Source organism: Halarcobacter ebronensis (assembly GCF_013201825.1).
Classification (GTDB): domain Bacteria; phylum Campylobacterota; class Campylobacteria; order Campylobacterales; family Arcobacteraceae; genus Halarcobacter; species Halarcobacter ebronensis.
On sequence record NZ_CP053836.1, the window covers coordinates 2942949 to 2960542 of the forward strand.

Genomic DNA, 17594 nt, shown 5'->3' on the forward strand with positions numbered 1-17594 from the left:
TTATTTACTTATTTTTGAATAGCTTTTGAACACCATCAATAATATCATTGATTTTAATATCTTTCATTTTATTAGTTTTTGATTCAATTACTATACTTTCCTTTGTGAAAAATATTTCAGAACTGGGTGTTGGTCCAAATAAACCAATAAGCTTTTTTTTCATAGCAAGAGCTAAATGTAAACCTAAGCTATCTTGTGAAATAATCATTTCACACGAATTAATCCACTCAAAATATTCCTCAAGACTATTTAAACCCTTTTGCCAAGAAATTGAATATCCTAAGTCTAATAATTTACATTCTAAATTTTTCCATTTTTTTTCTGACATAGCTTTTTCTGGCCATTTATTCCCAACCTTATAATTTAAACCAATCTCATTTATTGGTTTATTTTTGGGTTTATATCCTAGTGTATACTGTTGTTCTTTCCATTTAAGTCCTAGCATTTCAATAATCGTTTTTTGCCAATAATCATGTCTATTACAATTAATCTCTTTTTGATTAATATAATCAATAAATTCTAAACCTTGTTCATACCCATCATAATTACCTGTATCACTATTAAAACGGAAACCATACTTATTCCACGCTTCAATTTTATCTCCTATTGCACACACTCCAGGAATTTTTTCTAAATTAATCATCAAATCAAATTTTTCCATCAGAAGTTGAAAGGGAGTAAACTCATCCCAAACAATAACTCTATCAATATAAGGATTATTATTTAATAAAGGTTCTGCTTCTCTAGATACAAGCCAAGTCAAATGTGAATTCTTATATTTATCTTTTATTGCTTCAACTACAGGTGTAGTTCTTAAAACATCACCTAAACTAACTACCCTTCCAATTTCTGAATCTAATGTTTCAGAATATCCTAGTTTTATAAATAATATTTTTGTTTTTTTCATTTTTGTTTTTTTAACCTATTTATTTATTGCATCAATAAATGACTCAAATGTTTTTACAGATAAACTAGTTTGTAATAACCTATTCTTATTTTCTTCTGATAATTTTTCTCTAATTACATTATTATCAATTAAATTTACTGCAAGGTTTATATAATCTTTTTTACTAAAAGCAAATATTCTTTCATACTTTTTATCCCATTCATTTCTAAATATTTCTTGCATAGCAGGATGCTCTTTTGGCAAAAGAATAACAGGGACTCCACCTTTTGAAATAAACTCATTTAATGATTCCCCAGAACTTTCAGGAAAAGTATTTAAATAAATATCTATAACTTTTATGTATATTTTTGGATCTACAAAACCAATAAAAAAGAATCTACTCGACAAGCCTCTTTTTTCTACTTGTTTTTTTATATTTGTTGAATCTCCAGCTCCACATACCAAGTAAACAGTATTTAACCTTTTTTCCATTATCTCAAAAATTGTTTCAAGATATTCATTATTGTCAAGCTTAATTAATCTACCTATGCTACCTAAAACTATTACATTTTTGGAGAAGCTATTTTTAATTCTTGCAATTTCTTTTTCCAAATTTTTATCATTATCATTATTATAATTAGATAATAAGTTAAATACATGAAATTTAAAATTATTAGGAGTACTTCCATGAGCTATTCGAATATCAATCCCTTCAACATCATAATAATCATTACTATTATGATACCAATAAATCTGTTTAGGTGCTGTTCTTGTTAAATAAAAAAACATATACTCAACTCTAGTATGTAAGCCTATAAGAATATCAATATTATCTTCTATTAAAATTTCTCTACTTTTTATACACTTTTCAAGTAAAGAGTAAGTTTCACTTTTATTATTAAATATTTTTTCATGCAAATTCACGTATTTTAGTCCAAGTTTTTCAAACTCTTTTATAAATACTACATCGCTTCCCCCCGATTCTGGAAAAGCTAAATCGTATAAAATAAATTCATATTTATCTTGTTTCTCTTTCATAAGAGATTCCATCAAATAATACAAAACTTTTACGGTAGAGTGTCTTATAATTCTTTGCATTACAAAAGCAACTTTTTTCTTTGAAGAATCTTTCACTTTCTTTTTATTTGGAGTAATTTTATATTTTGGGATAATATGATTTTTGATATATTTTTCTAGTGGTTTTTCAATCTCAACTTGAAAACGTTGATTAGCTTCATGTTTATTTCTATGTGTTCCTGCATTAAAATAATGTAAAGGAGTATAGTATAACCAAAAAGCAACTTCTGTTTTTTGATAATTCAATGCATTTTGAAATAGGTGTTTTAACTCATTGTATGCAAATTGAGAAGCTTCATTATCATGATAAACTTGCAACGATAAATTCCATGCTTTATATAAACAATCAATTTGAATATTTTCATCTAAAATTAAAAATTTATTGTTAAAGATATACTCTAAAAAATAACCATATAGCTCTTTTACGCTCCCGCATAATATATTAAAAATAAAAAATATATCAATAAATAATTCTTTTGGCGTTTTTAAAAAAATCTCTACAAAAAATTTTTGTAGAAAATCTACATTTTCACTATTTTGCAAATAATCAATTGTGATAACAAAAGCGATATCATATGGGTATAAAGAGTTTAATAATTGATTTTTTAAAATATCCATAGTTTCGTTAAAGTCACTATTATGAAGATATGATACTTTATACTTTTTTAATAAAGAGACATCTTGAATCAATGTCAAAACATAATCCCTATTTAGTCTGTTATTGTCTGAATAACTTGATGCTACATTTATAAAATCTTGTTGTATTAGATTTGAAAGTTGGGTTTGTATTGGAAGTTGTTCATTATTCATATATTTCTCTTTTGTATTAGTAAATCAATAAATTCTCTTACCGCACCATCTCCACCAGAATGAGTTAAATTTATTATACTATACATTTCTTTAATCTCGTTTAATGAATTAGAAGGACAAGCTGCAATTCCTACATGTTCTAAAAGTTCCTTACAATTAATATCATCACCTATATATGCAACTTCATCAAGAGATATTCCCTCTTTTTCACAAATTTTCTTTGCTACTTTTAGTTTTCCTCCATGCTCCACACCTTGATATAAATAATCAACTTTTAACTTTTTTGCTCTATTTTCAACTATTTTTGTTTTTTCACTCGTAATAAGTCCCGTTTTAATCCCAGCTTTTCTTAAAAGTTCAAAACCTTTTCCATCGTGTGTATTAAATTTTTTAAACTCTTCTCCATTCTCTCCATAATACATTCCTGCATCGGTTAATGTTCCATCAACATCGCTTAAAAAAAGTTTTATTTTTTTACTTATTTCTTTTTCTCTCTCTTTTAATATATGTTCTCTCATTAGATTTTCTGCAATCTGCCAATCTAAGGTTTCATCTATTTCAACAGAGGTATAATCTGCCATAATATATAAATCAATCTCTCCTGAAAGCCTATTTTTACTCTCTAAAATATTTTTTACTCTATTTATATAAAAGGCTCCATTTTCTAAAAAATAACCTTCAAAATCTTGTCTTCTTGGTCTTTTTTTATAATCATAATTTAAAGACTCACCAGCTTTATTCCAAAAAAATCTTTTTTGATTTACAACAGTTAGAAGAGAATCTTTTTTAGACTCTTCTAGTTGCTCTATTGCTTTATCAAAATCCTGAGATTGGGTCAGAGGAGAAGTTGCTTGAACAAGCAAAAATAGATCCTCATCATTTTGTTTATGCTTTCTTAAAAATTCTAGCATTACATCTTCTGTAGAGGAAGTATCTCTAGCATTTACCTCATCTCTTTTATAGATAATACTTTTTTTAAATTTAAACTCTTTTACTCTTTGTGCAATTTCATCACAATCAGTTGCTACATAAACTATATCAATATATTTTGACTCTTCAATAGCCTTTAGATTCCAATAAACCAAAGGTTTTCCACAAAACTCTTTTATATTTTTAAAAGGTATAGATTTACTTCCACATCTAACTGGTATAAAGGCTATATTCATTAATTTTCCTTTGTAAAACTTGCAATTATTGTATCTGTTGCATTTAATGTTGCCAATTGAGACTCATAGGCATTTGTAAGCTCTTTTGAATCTAAAAAATTTCCCCATTTTTCATGTCCACCAGGGGCATTTTTACTTAGCCAATATAGATGATTTGATAGGGGATATCTTTGTATATGTTTTATAAACTCAACTTTTAATCCTGCTTTCTTTGCCAATAAAGATAGAGTGTATTGTGTATACAAATATAGGTGGCAACTCCAATAGGTAAAATGGGAAAAAGCTTCACTTTCATAAATAGTTAGTAAAGCATCATTTGCATTTGGAACTTCTATTATCAATCTCCCTTTATCATTTAACATAGATTTTAGTTTTTCTAAAATTTCTATTGGTTCTTTTATATGTTCTATCACATGAAAAGATGTGATAATATCAAACTTTTTATTGCACTCATTAAGATTAGAAAACAGCTCTATTTTATCTTTTTCATAATACTCTTTAACTGCTTTTTCAAGCTCTACACCACAAACTTTAGTACAAACATTTTTTGCTAATTTTAAAAATCCACCATTACCACTACCAAAGTCTAAAAGCTTTTTATTTGTAATTGTATTTTTTAAAGATTCAAACCTTCTGCTGTCATCCTCAAAAGTCTGTTTTCTCCACTTCTCAAAATCAAAACTACTATGCATCTTTGAGTTTTCATAAAAAGTGTCAGATATTTGATAGCTTTCAGATAGATAAACCAATCCACAATTACAACACTCATAAATATCTAAATCTTTATTATCCCTTACACTTCCACTTCTTTTCCTATGCTTATTACTACCACAAAGTTTACAATTCATCTATTTACTTTCTATTTTTCAACTTATCTCTTTGAACCTGTTCAATTGGAAGAATCTCATCACTTTTATAATGTAAAGCTTCATAAGCTTCGTTGAGGCTTTTAACTAAAAGTTCTAGTTCATCTGGCTCTAAAGATGCCCCATGATCAGTCCCCTTCCAAGTTTTATCCTTTGTAAAATGACGCTCTATCCATCTAGCTCCTAATGCATAAGCAGCCACATCAAGTGCCACTCCTAAATGGTGTCCTGAAAAACCTATCTCATTTACTCTATTACCATACTCTTCATATAACCAGTTTATTTCCAAAAGTGAAACATCTTTTGCTGGAACTGGATAGCCTGAAGTACAAGAGTAGATTAGAAGTCTAGATTTTGCTTGGTCTGTCTCTTCAAAAAATCGAACTATCTCTTCAACCTCCTCTTTTCTAGTCATTCCAATTGAGAGTTGCACTTGTCCTTTAAACTCATCCCTTAAAACTCTTAGCATCTCAAAATTATTATTACAAGCAGATGGAACTTTTAAAAATAGAGGTTCAAATTCACACATCTGCTTAGCACTTGTAACATCCCAAACAGAAGTAGAGTAAACAACATCAATAGAGTCACAATACTCTTTTAGTTCTCTATGTTGCCCCTTTGTAAACTCTAAAAACTCCCTATGCTCTCCATAGGTATTCCCATATGAATTAGCAGGAACAGGATGAGGAGCATTGTATTGATCTTCAGTTAAAAGCTCTTTATTGTTTCTTTTCTGAAATTTAACATATTTTGCACCAGACTTTTTTGCTAAATCAATAAGCATTTTAGCTATACTCATATCACCTTTATGGTTACAACCTATCTCTGCAATTATCTTTGGCTCTTTATAATCATAATTAAATCCCATTTTTAACCCTTCCATACTTATCTTCATATCTTATAATATCATCCTCTCCAAAATAGTCTCCTAACTGAACCTCTGCTAAAATTAAATTATCTTCTAAAGACGTATTTATAACTTTGTGTTTACACCCTTTTGGAATATAGACATATCTTCCTTGTTCTGCTTTTAATGTAGAGTCTTCCAGTATTATTTCACCTTCACCTTTTATAACAATCCAGTGTTCTTCTCTCCTTTTATGTTTTTGCAAACTTAGTTCGCCTTTAGGGAAAAGTGTAATAATTTTACTTTGTACATGTTTTGCAAGAAGGGTACTTTTATAAAAACCCCAAGGTTTCTCATAAATTTCACTGTCAAGTTCATTATCATCAATTTGAGGTAAAGTACTAATATTATATTCCATATCTTTTAATAACATTACATGAAACTGTTTTTTTGAAATAATATTTACTAATTTTTTTTCATTATCTAAAATAGGAACAAAGTTTATTTTCTCTAATTTAAAGTAATTAAATAACTTTAAAAAAGTATCCTTTTTATTTATAAAAATATATTCTTTTGAGTAAGAGATAGAATCTTCTAATCTTTTTTTGCCAGTGATTAGAGTTCTTCTTATATCACCTTCTGTGGTAATTCCCAAAACTTTTTTATCTTTGTCACAAATAACCAAAAAACCTTTTTTATTTTCATCTATTCTTTTTAATGCTTGTAAAAGAGAAGAGTTATCATAAACTATAAATTTTTCTAAATTCAAAAAAACTTCCTATATTAAAAGATAATTCAACAATTATATGCAATAATTTATTACAACTAAATTTGATAGGTTTTAATATGGCAGGTAATATCCCAGAAGATATATTGAAAATTCAAAAAAAATTAGCAAGTTTTGAAAAAGATTCTAGAAACTATAAAAAGTATACTAAAATCCTCGCTAAACATATAAAAAAATATACCATGAAAAAACGGGTAACTTCACATATTAAAACAATAGAGAGTTTAGAAAAGATCTATAAAGAGAATAAATTTGAGGATTAAATTTAAAAACTATTGCATTTTGCAATAAAACTATTTACTTAAAAAAAAATCTGCTAAAATTCCAACATAAACAAAAAGAAGACTAGGATTAACAATGGATGAAAATCAAAAAAAATCATTAGAGTTAGCTATAAAACAGATAGACAAAACTTTTGGTAAAGGTACTCTTATTAGACTTGGAGACAAACAGGTTGTTCCTGTTGAAGCAATTTCAACTGGTTCTCTTGGTCTTGATTTAGCTCTAGGAGTGGGAGGTCTTCCAAAAGGAAGAGTTATAGAGATATATGGTCCTGAATCTTCAGGGAAAACAACCCTTACACTTCATGCAATTGCAGAGTGTCAAAAAGCAGGTGGTGTTTGTGCCTTCATTGATGCAGAACACGCTTTAGATGTAATTTATGCTAAAAACCTAGGTGTTGATACAGATAACCTACTTGTTTCTCAACCAGATTTTGGGGAACAAGCACTTGAAATTTTAGAGACTGTTATTAGAAGTGGAGCAGTTAACCTAGTGGTTGTGGACTCAGTTGCAGCTTTAACTCCAAAAGTTGAGATTGATGGGGATATGGATGACCAACAAGTTGGTGTTCAAGCTAGACTTATGAGTAAAGCTTTAAGAAAAATTACTGGTCTTTTAAACAAAATGAACTGTACAGTTATCTTTATTAACCAAATAAGAATGAAAATTGGTATGACAGGATATGGAAGTCCAGAGACAACAACTGGTGGTAATGCACTTAAATTCTACTCTTCAGTAAGACTTGATATTAGAAGAATTGCCACTTTAAAACAGGGTGAAAACTCAATAGGGAATAGAGTTAAAGTAAAAGTAGTAAAAAATAAAGTTGCGGCTCCATTTAAACAAGCTGAGTTTGATATTATGTTTGGAGAGGGGATCTCTAAAACTGGTGAGTTAATTGATTATGGTGTTAAACTTGACATTATTGACAAAGCTGGAGCTTGGTTTAGCTATGGTGATGAAAAAATTGGTCAAGGTAAAGAGAACTCTAAAGTTTTCTTAAAAGATAATCCACAAATCTCAAATGATATTGAACAAAAAATTCTAGCAGCAATGGGAATAAATGATTCTTTAATCCAAGGTGATGCGGAACTTGACGAAAGCGACGACTAAGAAGTAAAGAGGCGACTCTTCTCTTCTTAACCTAAAACTCTCTTTAAATATCCAAAAAAATATTATTTTATAGCCTATTATAAAACTTTCAAAGCATCTATAAAGCAAAAAAAATAAAACTTTATGTATAATATTGTGATTTAATCAAAATTAGGAGACCTGAAATGGTATTTATTGATAATGTCTATGCGGATGAAGTATTAGATTCAAGGGGTAATCCAACAGTTAGAGCAACTGTTATTTTAAGTGATGGTACAAAAGCTAGTGCAATCGTTCCAAGTGGCGCAAGTACTGGTAAAAGAGAAGCTTTAGAATTAAGAGATGGTGATGATAGATTTTTAGGAAAAGGCGTTCTTAAAGCCGTTGAAAATGTGAATACAACTATTGCAGATGAGTTATTAGGATTAAGTCCATACAACCAAGCAGAAATTGATGCAACTATGAAAGATATTGATGGAACTAATAACTACTCTAACCTAGGAGCTAATGCAGTATTAGGTGTTTCTATGGCAGTGGCAAGAGCAGCTGCAGCTTCACTTAACATTCCTTTATACAGATATCTTGGTGGTGCAAATGCAATGACAATGCCTGTGCCTATGTTTAATATTATAAATGGTGGAGAACACGCAAATAACTCAGTTGATTTTCAAGAGTATATGGTTATGCCAGTAGGTTTTGAAAACTTCAATGATGGATTAAGAGCAGTTTCTGAAATCTACCAAAACCTTAAAAAAATTATTGACTCAATGGGTGAATCAACAGCAGTTGGTGATGAGGGTGGATTTGCTCCAAACTTAAGCTCAAATGAGGAACCTATTCAAGTTATTTTACAAGCAGTTGAAAAAGCTGGATACAAAGCTGGTGAACAAATTTGTATTGCTTTAGATGTTGCTGCATCTGAGTTAGTTGATTCAAATGGAAACTACGCTTTAAAAGGTGAAGGAAGAAGTTTAACAGCTGAAGAGTTAGTTTCATATTATGAAGATTTATGTAACAAATATCCAATTATCTCTATTGAAGATGGACTCTCTGAAGATGACTGGGATGGATGGAAAATCTTAACAGATAGACTAGGTTCAAAAATCCAATTAGTTGGGGATGATTTATATGTTACAAATGCTAATATCTTAGCTGAAGGTATTCAAAAAGGGATTGCAAATGCAATTTTAATTAAACCAAATCAAATTGGAACAGTTAGTGAAACTATGCTAACTATTAGATTAGCACAAAGAAACAACTACAATTGTGTAATGTCTCACAGATCAGGTGAATCTGAAGATGCATTTATAGCAGATTTTGCAGTTGCTTTAAATTGTGGTCAAATCAAAACAGGAAGTACAGCAAGAAGTGATAGAATTGCAAAATATAACAGACTTCTTGAGATTGGTGCAGAGATTGGTTATGCAGAATATTTAGGGAAACAACCTTTTTCTAAATAATAAATGCACGAAAATAGACATACAATCAAGAAATTTTCATTAATAGCAGTACTCTCTACTGCTGTTACTGTATTTCTTGGTTATCATGTTTCAAATATTCTTTTTGGAGATAACTCTTTGGAGGTTTATAGCTCTTTAAAACATAAAAAAGAGTACCTGCAAAGTGAAATCAAAAGATTGCAAGAAGAGAATGCCTATTTGCAAAAAGAGTATTTCGAACTTAAAAACTTGGAGCCAGAAGAATGAAAACCCTATTTACTTTATTACTTGTCTTATCTACTAGTTTAATTGCTAGAGAAAATCCATTTGAAGCAACTAATGCCTATGAAGAAGAAGCAGCAAGAATTATTGAAATGAATGAGGTAGAAGAGGATTATGCCCTTGAATACCAACAAGAACAACAATATATAAAAAATATGTATGAGAAAATGAATGATCCTGCAGTTGAAGAGAAAAAAGAGCCAGAAAAACCAGCTTTAACAGAAGAAGAAGTTAAAAAGATGATTAAAAAAGCTCAAAAAGAGACTGAAAGAAAAGCTGAAACTATTGCAAAAAAACTTGTTGATGAGAAACCAAAAGAGGTTGAACAAGTTGTTTACGTAAAACCAAGAGTTGATGTAACAAATGAAAAAGAGTTACTTCCATTTGTAAAAGTTGAGTATGATAATGATAAAATCAATATCTTTTCTGATTATAAAGTAAGTAAAAAAATAACTCTTCCTGGTGAGAAAAAAATTGTATTAGATTTTGATGCAAAAGAGAACTTCTACACAGTTAGAGAAGATTTGAAATCTACAAACTTCCCTAAAGTAACTGTGGGAAATCATAAAAAAGATAAATTCTTTAGAATTGTAGTAGAGTTAGCAAATATGCCTGATGACTACGAGGTAACTTATGATGATAAAATGGTTACAATCGTAAAACTATATGAATAAATAGATACCTTCTGGTATCTATTTTACCTTTTTGATATCATCCAACTTAATAAAATATGAGATTGCTCTAATAGCAATCATTACTACTAAAACCTCAATAATTGAAGCTAAGATAAAAGCATAATAGTAAAACTGTGTAATAGAATGATTATGATATGCTAGAGTTGCAACTGCAATTAAAAGTGTTAGAGGCATAGAGTGAGAAAGCCCTATCATATAAAATCTATTCCATCCAATTGTTTTAATAAATAGCGTTGAAGCTACAAGTCTTATTAAAATCATTGCAAGAGCAATTAAAAGTGCATGTTGGACTAAACCATCATGAAATATAGACTCAAGTTCAAAAGAGGAACCAACATAAATAAAAAATATAGGTACTAGCCATCCAAATCCAAAATGCTCTAATTTATGTGGTAATTGTTTATTATGCTCTTCAAAAAAAGTTGTAATAAAGGTTCCAGCTATAAATGCGCCAAAAGCAACTTCTAAATGAAGATACATCATAACAGCAATCATTAAAAAGAAGATGGTCATTGATACTCTAATATCTTGTTCTTGGTTATCTTTTTCTGGCATAAGTACAGCTTTTATCTCTGGATACCACCAAATAATATTGTGAAAAAGTTTATAAATAAATAGCATCGAAATAAGAAAAATTACAAATAAAACCATAGTTTTATAAAACTCAAAATTAATACCAAATTCAAGTGCTGCTGATACTGTTGTTAAAGCAAAGATTGATACAATCTCCCCAATTAGTCCAACCGTAATAGAGAGTTTTATCCACTCAACATCCCCATACTCTTTCTTAAGTGCTGCCAAAAGCCCAATAGAGATAAGAGGAAGAACTATAATAAAAATTTTTCCTAAATCAAAATAGAGTGTAATTGCTGTTGCCAGTGAAAAAAGAACAATATTATAAAAAATTGAAGCTCGCAAAAGAGAACCAGATATATTTACAAGCTTTTTTAAATCAACTTCAAGTCCAGCTAGGAACATTAAATACAAAAATCCTAATTCTGCAACAAGTTCCAAAATAGAGTGTTCTACAATAAATGCAAAATATGCAGCAATTGCACCTAAAATTATCTCAATGGTAATAGTAGGTAGTTTTAATACTCTTGATACAAGTGGAGAAATAAATATTATTAAAGATATTGAACATATTATTAGAATTTCTTCACTCATATAACACCTTGTATTTAATCTCTTTCTCTTTTTATTTTAAACCCTAATCTCTCTAACTCTTCCATATCCTCTTTAGGAGATTTTCCTGCTGTTGTAAGATAATCTCCTATTACAAAAGCATTTGCTCCATTTTCAAAGATTTTATACTGCTCTTCACCAAACATCAACTCTCTTCCACCAGCAACCATAATTTTCATTGCATTTGGAATAGTTTTTCTTGCCAATCTTATAAGAGAAAATGCTTCTTCTCTTAATAGAGTACTTGCCTCTATTGGTAAGGCTTTATTTGGAATAAAAAAGTTCAAAGGAACATTCATTGGCTCTAAAGAGGCTATTGATTCAAGCATAGAGATTCTATCCTCTTGTGTCTCACCTAAACCAAAAATACCGCCACAAACAAGTCTTAATCCAACCTCTTTAACATTTTTACAGGTTTGATATCTCTCATCCCAAGAGTGAGTTGTAACAATTTTAGGATAAAAATCTTTTGAGGTCTCAAGATTGTGATTATATGCATCAACTCCTGCCTCTTTTAGAGTTTGCAGTTGCTCAACTGAAGCTGTTCCATTACAGGCAATTAAGATAAGTCCTAAGTTCTCTTTTTTAACTGCTCTTGCTGCTTCACACACAAAAGCTAATCTTTTATCATCTAAACCTTTTCCAGCAGTTACCAAACAAAAACCATTTGCATTGTTTTGTTTAGCTCTTTTTGCCTCTTCAACAATTTGTTCAATCTCTTTTCTTTTATATCTTTGAATATCTGCTTTATATTTTACACTTTGCGTACAAAATTTACAATCTTCATTACAAGTACCACTCTCAATATTACAAATTGCACATAAAAATATCTCTTTACTTTTTTCGCTCATACTTTATCTCTTTTTTTAAAAATTTATTCGAATTTATATCCCTTGAGTAATAAGAGATTATATACTCATTTTCATTAATATCTAACAATACACATTCAACCAAAGGTTTCTCTCTAGCACACACTTCACCTGGATTTATAAAGAGTGTCCCATTTTTAAAATCTGTTTCAAAAATATGTGTATGACCGTAAATAACAACATCACTATCTGGTGTTAGATAATAAGGCAAATGCATTAATTTAAAACTTGTATCTTTGATTTTAAATAAATAAGGTTCTCTTTTTATATTATATTTTGAAGATAAAGAGATTAAAGAGAAATCATTATTTCCAAAAACACTAACATAGGTCAAGCCTGAATCTTCTAATGATTTAAGATTCTCTTCAAGACATAAATCACCTGCGTGTATCAAATACTCTGCTCCAGAGGCTTTAAGATGGGAAATGACCTCTTTTGTATAGCCACTTTTTGTGTGGCTATCTGATAATATTCCTACTTTCATCTACTTTTTAGCTGTTTTTGTAGCAGTGCTTTTTTTAGTTGTTGTTCTTTTTGCAGGACTCTTTTTGGCTGTAGTCTTTTTAGTAGCTGTTTTTGATTTAGGATCTTTTGCAATAATCTCCAAAGTCTGCTCTAAAGTTAAACTCTCAGCTTCAACACCTTTTGGTATTTTGTAGTTTTTTCTTCCCTGCTTAATATATGGACCATATTGCCCTATTAGGATACTGATTTTCTCTTCAGCAAACTCTTTTATTGTTGATTTCTCTTTTGCTTCATCAAGCTCTTTTATAAGCTCTAACGCTCTTGGAAGATCAATTGTATATGGATCATCTACTTTTAAAGAATAGAACTTTGTTTTTACTTGTAAATATGGACCAAATCTTCCTATATTTGCTTTTATCTCATCCCCTGCACTATTTTTACCAACAACCCTTGGAAGTGTAAATAAAAACAGAGCTTCATCTAAAGTTATTGTATCCATATTTAGATGCTCAGGAATTGCAACAAAAGCTGGTTTCTCCTCATCATCTTTTGTTCCAATTTGAACAAAAGGACCAAATCTCCCAACTCTTGCACTTACAGGTTTCCCTGATTTTGGGTCAATTCCAAGCTCTCGTATTTGAAGATAATCCTCTTTATTTACGCTTTTTTCTTTTTCATCAATACTCTTTTTGAAATCTCCATAAAAGTGTTGCATTACTTGTTGCCATGCAATTTTTCCCTCTGCAATCTCATCAAAATCCTCTTCAACTTTTGCAGTAAAGCCTAAATCAACAATATCAGGAAAGTGATCAACTAAAAAGCTATTTACAATCTCTCCTGTTGCTGTTGGAGCAAGTTTTTTATCTTCTGTTCTAACCACATACTCTCTTGCTTGAATTGTTGAGATTGTTGGAGCATAAGTTGAAGGTCTTCCAATCCCCTCACTCTCTAGTTTTTTAACTAAACTAGCTTCTGTATATCTTGATGGTGGTTTAGTAAAGTTTTGTTCTAAATCTAGCTTTTCAAGATTTAAAATTGTTCCAACTTTTATTGTAGGAAGGATTTTTTCTGTACTATCTAAAGCTGTTTCAGGATTATCACTTCCCTCAGTATAAGCTTTCATAAATCCTGCAAATATGATTCTTTGTCCCTTTGATTGAAACTCATACTCTTTGTTTTTCCCTGCACTTATTTTATATGTAGTATTAGCAATTTTTGCTGTTGCCATTTGAGTTGCAAGTGTTCTTTTCCAAATAAGTGAATATAATCTATATTGTGCAGATTCCACATAAGGTTTTATATCAGTAGGTTTTAAAGCCATATTTACAGGTCTTATAGCTTCGTGAGCCTCTTGTGCTCCTTTTGTATTTGCTTTATAAGCTCTTGGTTTACTTAAAGCATACTCTTTCCCATATTGAGCCTCAATAACCTCTTTTGCTGCACTTGTTGCAACTTTTGAAAGATTTAAAGAGTCTGTTCTCATATAAGTAATCAAACCACCTGTATGATTTGGGATATTTCCAACATTTCCTTCATAAAGTTGTTGAGCAATAACCATTGTTTGTTTAACAGAGAGGCCAATTTTTCTACTTGCCTCTTGTTGCAAAGTTGAAGTTGTAAAAGGAGGTGCTGGATTTCTAGTACTATCTTTCTCTTCTATATCAAATAATTCAAATTTTCCTTGATTTATTGAAGCTTCAATAGCTTTTGCCTCTGTTTCATTTGTAACTTTTTGATTTTTTCCATCAATTTTTGCCAACAAAGCTTCAAGTTCTGGATCTATAAAATCAGCTTTTATTCTCCAATACTCTTCAGGAATAAACTCTCTAATCTCATTTTCCCTATCAACAATTATTCTAACGGCAACAGATTGAACTCTACCTGCACTAAGACCATATCTAACTTTTTTCCATAAAAGTGGAGATAACTCATAACCAACAGCTCTATCTAAAATTCTTCTTGCTTGTTGAGCATCAACTAAATTTAGATTTACCTCTCTTGGGTTATTAATAGCTTCTAAAATTGCATCTTTTGTAATTTCGTGAAAAACAATTCTTTTTATAGGGTTTTTTTCTATTTTAAGAGCAGGAATTAGATGCCATGCAATGGCTTCTCCCTCTCTATCTTCATCGGCTGCTAGGTATATAGTAGTATCTTTTGTAATCTCTTTTTTCAAATCACTAATAACTTTTTTCTTATCTGTTGAGATAAGATATTTTGGTTCAAAATTATTTTGTGGGTCAAACCCCAATTTTGATTTAGGAAGATCCCTTACATGCCCCATTGAGGCCATAACTTTATAATCTTTACCTAAGAACTTTGATATTGTTTTTGCTTTTGCCGGTGACTCTACTATAACTAAATTTTTCACTAATACTAACCCTCAAAACTTTTTAAATCTCGAATTCTAACATAAATAGTTTAAAACTAGAAAATTGTAATCTCTTCTTCTAAATCTATGTTAAACTTCTGCTTCACTCTATTTTTTGCCTCATTTATAAGTGATATTGCATCTTCGTAAGTGCCTTTCCCTAGATTAACTAAGAAGTTTGCGTGTACTTCACTAAATGCCATATCTCCTACTTTAAACCCTTTTAAACCAACCTCTTCTATAAGTCTTCCTGCAAAATCCCCTTGGGGATTTTTAAAACAACTTCCCGCACTTGGACTTTGAGGTTGATTGTCTCTCATTTTATTAAACTCTTTAAGTTTTTCTTTGCAAAAACCATACTCAATGTTAAATACTACCTCATAAACTATAGTATCTATTTTGGTTTTTCTATAAGAGTAGTTTATATCCTCTTTTTTTATATATCCATCTTTAGTTTTTATTTTATCTATATAATTAAAGATTTCCCAACTCTTTAAACCCGCATTCATTTTAACAAGCCCACCAAGATTACCAGGAAGTTTTGCAAGAAACTCTAAGTTTGCAATATTGTTTTTTCTTGTATAAGTTAATAGTTTTCCTGAAGTTGTAGCGCAACCTACATATAGTTTGCCCTCTTCTTCTCTTATATAATCAAACTGCTCTCCTAAAATTGCAAATTTAGGAGGATTTGAAGAGACTAAAAGATTATTTCCTTTACCAATTATTTGGAAATCATCATAATTGCCTATTGTATCTATTATTTTAACATCAACAATAGGACCTATTTTGATAGAGGTATATCTTGAAAAATCTATTCTTTTAAAACTCACTTGTTTCTTAATTCCTCATATTCACTTGGTATTAAATAATCTTCTGCTTTTATAAGGTTTTCATAAAAGCCATGTTTATATCCCAATTCATAAAGTTTGTCAAGGGCTTTATACTGAATTTCACTCATTTTTACAGAGTTATCATTTGCATAAAGGTCTAAATAGTTGTCAAGAAGTTTTGCATCAACTCTAATAAGCCCTTTTTCTAAAAGCATTGGAGCCAAAACTTTTCTATTTTTATTTGCTACATCAACTGCTTTTATAAGTGTATTTTCATAATCTATTGCGCTATGAAGAGGAAGTGAACGTCTAAGGCACATTCCACCAAGAGGTAGTGGTAAATTTCCACCACTTAGTTCAATCCAAATATCCCAAATCTCTTTCTCTACTTCTAATTCACTACTATAAGTTAATATTGACTCATGTATTAGTACACCTGCGTCAACAGTTCCATCAAGTACAGCTTTTTCAATATCCAAAAAATTCATATATGTAATTCTTGCTTCAGGATAAGCAATTCTAAATAGCAATGCATTTGTAGTATACTCTCCACTTAAAGCCACTTTGAAATTTCTTTTTAGTTTTGTCTCTTTTCTTCTTATAAGTTTTGGACCATATCCTTCACCAAAAGAGACTGCTGTTTTAAGTAGTGCGTATTCATCTTTCACAAAAGGGTATAGGGCAAAAGAGATAGCACAAATATCATATTCACCTTTTAGCGTAGCTTGATTCAAACTCTCTATATCATCTGCAATATTTTCAAACACCGCATCTTTAGGAGTCACCCAACCAAACTTAATCGCATAGTACATAAATATATCATCGGCATCGGGTGAGTGTGCAACACTTATTTTTTTCAAAATCAATCCTTAAACTTTTTTGTTATGGGATTGTATCAAGAAGTGGTTTACTTTTAGATTTAATGTTTATCCACTCAAATGTAACTTTTTGTAAATTATCCCATCATTTATTACCATTTTTTTAGCCATAAGGGCTTAAATATGTTAATATATGAATATTCATTTATAAAGGGCTTTTTATGAGAGTACTTTTTATTGATTGTTCTGAGAAATATCATAAGCAGATTGATACAATAATTGAGTATTTATATGATTATTTTCACTCTTTAGATATTTATACTTCAAAAATTTCCCTCTCAAATTTGAAAATTACTAAATGTACTCAATGTAGATGTTGCACACTAAAATGGAGTGAATCTCCTGTAAAATGTGTAGTAAATGACGAGATGTCAGAAGTTATTGATACAATACAAGAGGCTAATTCCTATGTTATCCTTTCTGATAGAACTTTTTTATTTAATAAAAATAAAGTTCATGAAAAGTTTTCCGAAAGGCTGGTTGCATATTATTACTGGCCCTATGGCCAATCTGAAGCAAGACTAAGAGATCCTTTCCAAAACAAAAACTCAATACTAATAAATTTTAACACTACAAAATACTTTATGAATCACAGCTTTTATACTACAAAACTATATATGGAACACACTTCATCCTCTATTGGAGCAAAAGTTCAAGATTGGACTGCATTAACCCCTAAAGAGGATTTAATAAAAGAGTACAAAGAGAGATTAGATGAAATGGCTTACAGACTTGTAAGTGCTTTTCAAAGAAATGCTTCGTAAGCT

At 30.0% G+C, this 17594-nt stretch carries 18 protein-coding genes; 6 read left to right on the forward strand and 12 right to left on the reverse strand.

Translation table 11 applies throughout. The features are described from left to right. Positions 1 to 4: 4 nt before the first annotated feature. The 6 genes from AEBR_RS14345 to AEBR_RS14370 are packed head-to-tail and all read right to left on the reverse strand — an operon-like array spanning position 5 to position 6421. The gene (locus AEBR_RS14345; RefSeq protein ID WP_129087092.1) at positions 5 to 907 is read right to left on the reverse strand and encodes a glycosyltransferase family 9 protein; all 903 of its coding nucleotides are present in this window, start codon (positions 905 to 907) and stop codon (positions 5 to 7) included. Positions 908 to 922: 15 nt separating this feature from the next. Next, positions 923 to 2773 (reverse strand): glycosyltransferase family protein, encoded by a 1851-nt coding sequence (locus AEBR_RS14350; protein WP_129087093.1) that lies wholly within the window; start codon positions 2771 to 2773, stop codon positions 923 to 925. Further along, positions 2770 to 3939 (reverse strand): acylneuraminate cytidylyltransferase, encoded by a 1170-nt coding sequence (locus tag AEBR_RS14355; protein ID WP_129087094.1) that lies wholly within the window; start codon positions 3937 to 3939, stop codon positions 2770 to 2772. The genes AEBR_RS14350 and AEBR_RS14355 overlap by 4 nt, the downstream gene beginning before the upstream one ends. Beyond that, positions 3939 to 4787 (reverse strand): class I SAM-dependent methyltransferase, encoded by an 849-nt coding sequence (locus tag AEBR_RS14360; RefSeq protein ID WP_129087095.1) that lies wholly within the window; start codon positions 4785 to 4787, stop codon positions 3939 to 3941. The genes AEBR_RS14355 and AEBR_RS14360 overlap by 1 nt, the downstream gene beginning before the upstream one ends. Positions 4788 to 4791: 4 nt before the next feature. After that, complete coding sequence (locus tag AEBR_RS14365; protein WP_228712175.1) at positions 4792 to 5700, reverse strand: N-acetylneuraminate synthase family protein; 909 nt, start codon at positions 5698 to 5700, stop codon at positions 4792 to 4794. Continuing rightward, on the reverse strand, positions 5663 to 6421 hold the full coding sequence (locus AEBR_RS14370; protein ID WP_129087096.1) for a cupin domain-containing protein: 759 nt from the start codon (positions 6419 to 6421) through the stop codon (positions 5663 to 5665). Before AEBR_RS14370 ends, AEBR_RS14365 begins: the two co-directional genes overlap by 38 nt. Positions 6422 to 6498: 77 nt before the next feature. On the opposite strand from AEBR_RS14370, the gene AEBR_RS14375 reads away from it, so the two are divergent. From AEBR_RS14375 to AEBR_RS14395, 5 genes are all read left to right on the forward strand, one after another. Next, on the forward strand, positions 6499 to 6702 hold the full coding sequence (locus tag AEBR_RS14375) for a hypothetical protein (protein ID WP_129087097.1): 204 nt from the start codon (positions 6499 to 6501) through the stop codon (positions 6700 to 6702). 94 nt (positions 6703 to 6796) lie between these two features. Continuing rightward, positions 6797 to 7834, forward strand: a complete 1038-nt coding sequence (gene recA, locus AEBR_RS14380; protein WP_129087098.1) for a recombinase RecA — start codon at positions 6797 to 6799, stop codon at positions 7832 to 7834. 164 nt (positions 7835 to 7998) lie between these two features. Beyond that, complete coding sequence (gene eno / locus AEBR_RS14385) at positions 7999 to 9273, forward strand: phosphopyruvate hydratase (protein ID WP_129087099.1); 1275 nt, start codon at positions 7999 to 8001, stop codon at positions 9271 to 9273. A 3-nt stretch (positions 9274 to 9276) separates the two neighbouring features. Beyond that, a complete protein-coding gene (locus AEBR_RS14390; RefSeq protein ID WP_129087100.1) occupies positions 9277 to 9519 on the forward strand; it encodes an FtsB family cell division protein in 243 nt (80 codons plus the stop codon). Then, positions 9516 to 10208 (forward strand): AMIN domain-containing protein, encoded by a 693-nt coding sequence (locus AEBR_RS14395; RefSeq protein WP_128982517.1) that lies wholly within the window; start codon positions 9516 to 9518, stop codon positions 10206 to 10208. The genes AEBR_RS14390 and AEBR_RS14395 overlap by 4 nt, the downstream gene beginning before the upstream one ends. 18 nt (positions 10209 to 10226) lie before the next feature. Here AEBR_RS14395 and AEBR_RS14400 read toward each other — a convergent pair whose 3' ends face one another. From AEBR_RS14400 to AEBR_RS14425, 6 genes are read right to left on the reverse strand one after another with little or no spacing between them, the layout of a single operon-like run. After that, positions 10227 to 11396, reverse strand: a complete 1170-nt coding sequence (locus AEBR_RS14400; RefSeq protein ID WP_129087101.1) for a cation:proton antiporter — start codon at positions 11394 to 11396, stop codon at positions 10227 to 10229. A gap of 14 nt (positions 11397 to 11410) precedes the next feature. Next, positions 11411 to 12265, reverse strand: a complete 855-nt coding sequence (locus tag AEBR_RS14405; RefSeq protein ID WP_129087102.1) for a biotin synthase — start codon at positions 12263 to 12265, stop codon at positions 11411 to 11413. Beyond that, a complete protein-coding gene (locus tag AEBR_RS14410) occupies positions 12249 to 12767 on the reverse strand; it encodes a metallophosphoesterase family protein (RefSeq protein WP_129087103.1) in 519 nt (172 codons plus the stop codon). The genes AEBR_RS14405 and AEBR_RS14410 overlap by 17 nt, the downstream gene beginning before the upstream one ends. Continuing rightward, the gene (gene topA, locus AEBR_RS14415) at positions 12768 to 15119 is read right to left on the reverse strand and encodes a type I DNA topoisomerase (RefSeq protein ID WP_129087104.1); all 2352 of its coding nucleotides are present in this window, start codon (positions 15117 to 15119) and stop codon (positions 12768 to 12770) included. It lies immediately after the preceding gene. Positions 15120 to 15175: 56 nt separating this feature from the next. Further along, the gene (locus AEBR_RS14420) at positions 15176 to 15949 is read right to left on the reverse strand and encodes a UDP-N-acetylmuramate dehydrogenase (RefSeq protein WP_129087105.1); all 774 of its coding nucleotides are present in this window, start codon (positions 15947 to 15949) and stop codon (positions 15176 to 15178) included. Next, the gene (locus tag AEBR_RS14425; RefSeq protein ID WP_129087189.1) at positions 15946 to 16812 is read right to left on the reverse strand and encodes a menaquinone biosynthesis family protein; all 867 of its coding nucleotides are present in this window, start codon (positions 16810 to 16812) and stop codon (positions 15946 to 15948) included. Before AEBR_RS14425 ends, AEBR_RS14420 begins: the two co-directional genes overlap by 4 nt. Before the next feature lie 176 nt (positions 16813 to 16988). On the opposite strand from AEBR_RS14425, the gene AEBR_RS14430 reads away from it, so the two are divergent. Continuing rightward, the gene (locus tag AEBR_RS14430; protein WP_129087106.1) at positions 16989 to 17591 is read left to right on the forward strand and encodes a flavodoxin family protein; all 603 of its coding nucleotides are present in this window, start codon (positions 16989 to 16991) and stop codon (positions 17589 to 17591) included. Positions 17592 to 17594: the final 3 nt, after the last annotated feature.

What these genes read in the sequence shown, in the direction of transcription:
- recA (WP_129087098.1), top strand. Translation starts at nt 6,797, where the DNA reads ATGGATGAAAATCAAAAAAAATCATTAGAGTTAGCTATAAAACAGATA.
- AEBR_RS14355 (WP_129087094.1), bottom strand. Translation starts at nt 3,939, where the DNA reads ATGAATATAGCCTTTATACCAGTTAGATGTGGAAGTAAATCTATACCT.
- AEBR_RS14360 (WP_129087095.1), bottom strand. Translation starts at nt 4,787, where the DNA reads ATGAATTGTAAACTTTGTGGTAGTAATAAGCATAGGAAAAGAAGTGGA.
- AEBR_RS14350 (WP_129087093.1), bottom strand. Translation starts at nt 2,773, where the DNA reads ATGAATAATGAACAACTTCCAATACAAACCCAACTTTCAAATCTAATA.
- AEBR_RS14430 (WP_129087106.1), top strand. Translation starts at nt 16,989, where the DNA reads ATGAGAGTACTTTTTATTGATTGTTCTGAGAAATATCATAAGCAGATT.
- AEBR_RS14375 (WP_129087097.1), top strand. Translation starts at nt 6,499, where the DNA reads ATGGCAGGTAATATCCCAGAAGATATATTGAAAATTCAAAAAAAATTA.
- AEBR_RS14400 (WP_129087101.1), bottom strand. Translation starts at nt 11,396, where the DNA reads ATGAGTGAAGAAATTCTAATAATATGTTCAATATCTTTAATAATATTT.
- AEBR_RS14390 (WP_129087100.1), top strand. Translation starts at nt 9,277, where the DNA reads ATGCACGAAAATAGACATACAATCAAGAAATTTTCATTAATAGCAGTA.
- AEBR_RS14405 (WP_129087102.1), bottom strand. Translation starts at nt 12,265, where the DNA reads ATGAGCGAAAAAAGTAAAGAGATATTTTTATGTGCAATTTGTAATATT.
- eno (WP_129087099.1), top strand. Translation starts at nt 7,999, where the DNA reads ATGGTATTTATTGATAATGTCTATGCGGATGAAGTATTAGATTCAAGG.
- AEBR_RS14410 (WP_129087103.1), bottom strand. Translation starts at nt 12,767, where the DNA reads ATGAAAGTAGGAATATTATCAGATAGCCACACAAAAAGTGGCTATACA.
- AEBR_RS14365 (WP_228712175.1), bottom strand. Translation starts at nt 5,700, where the DNA reads ATGAAGATAAGTATGGAAGGGTTAAAAATGGGATTTAATTATGATTAT.
- AEBR_RS14345 (WP_129087092.1), bottom strand. Translation starts at nt 907, where the DNA reads ATGAAAAAAACAAAAATATTATTTATAAAACTAGGATATTCTGAAACA.
- AEBR_RS14395 (WP_128982517.1), top strand. Translation starts at nt 9,516, where the DNA reads ATGAAAACCCTATTTACTTTATTACTTGTCTTATCTACTAGTTTAATT.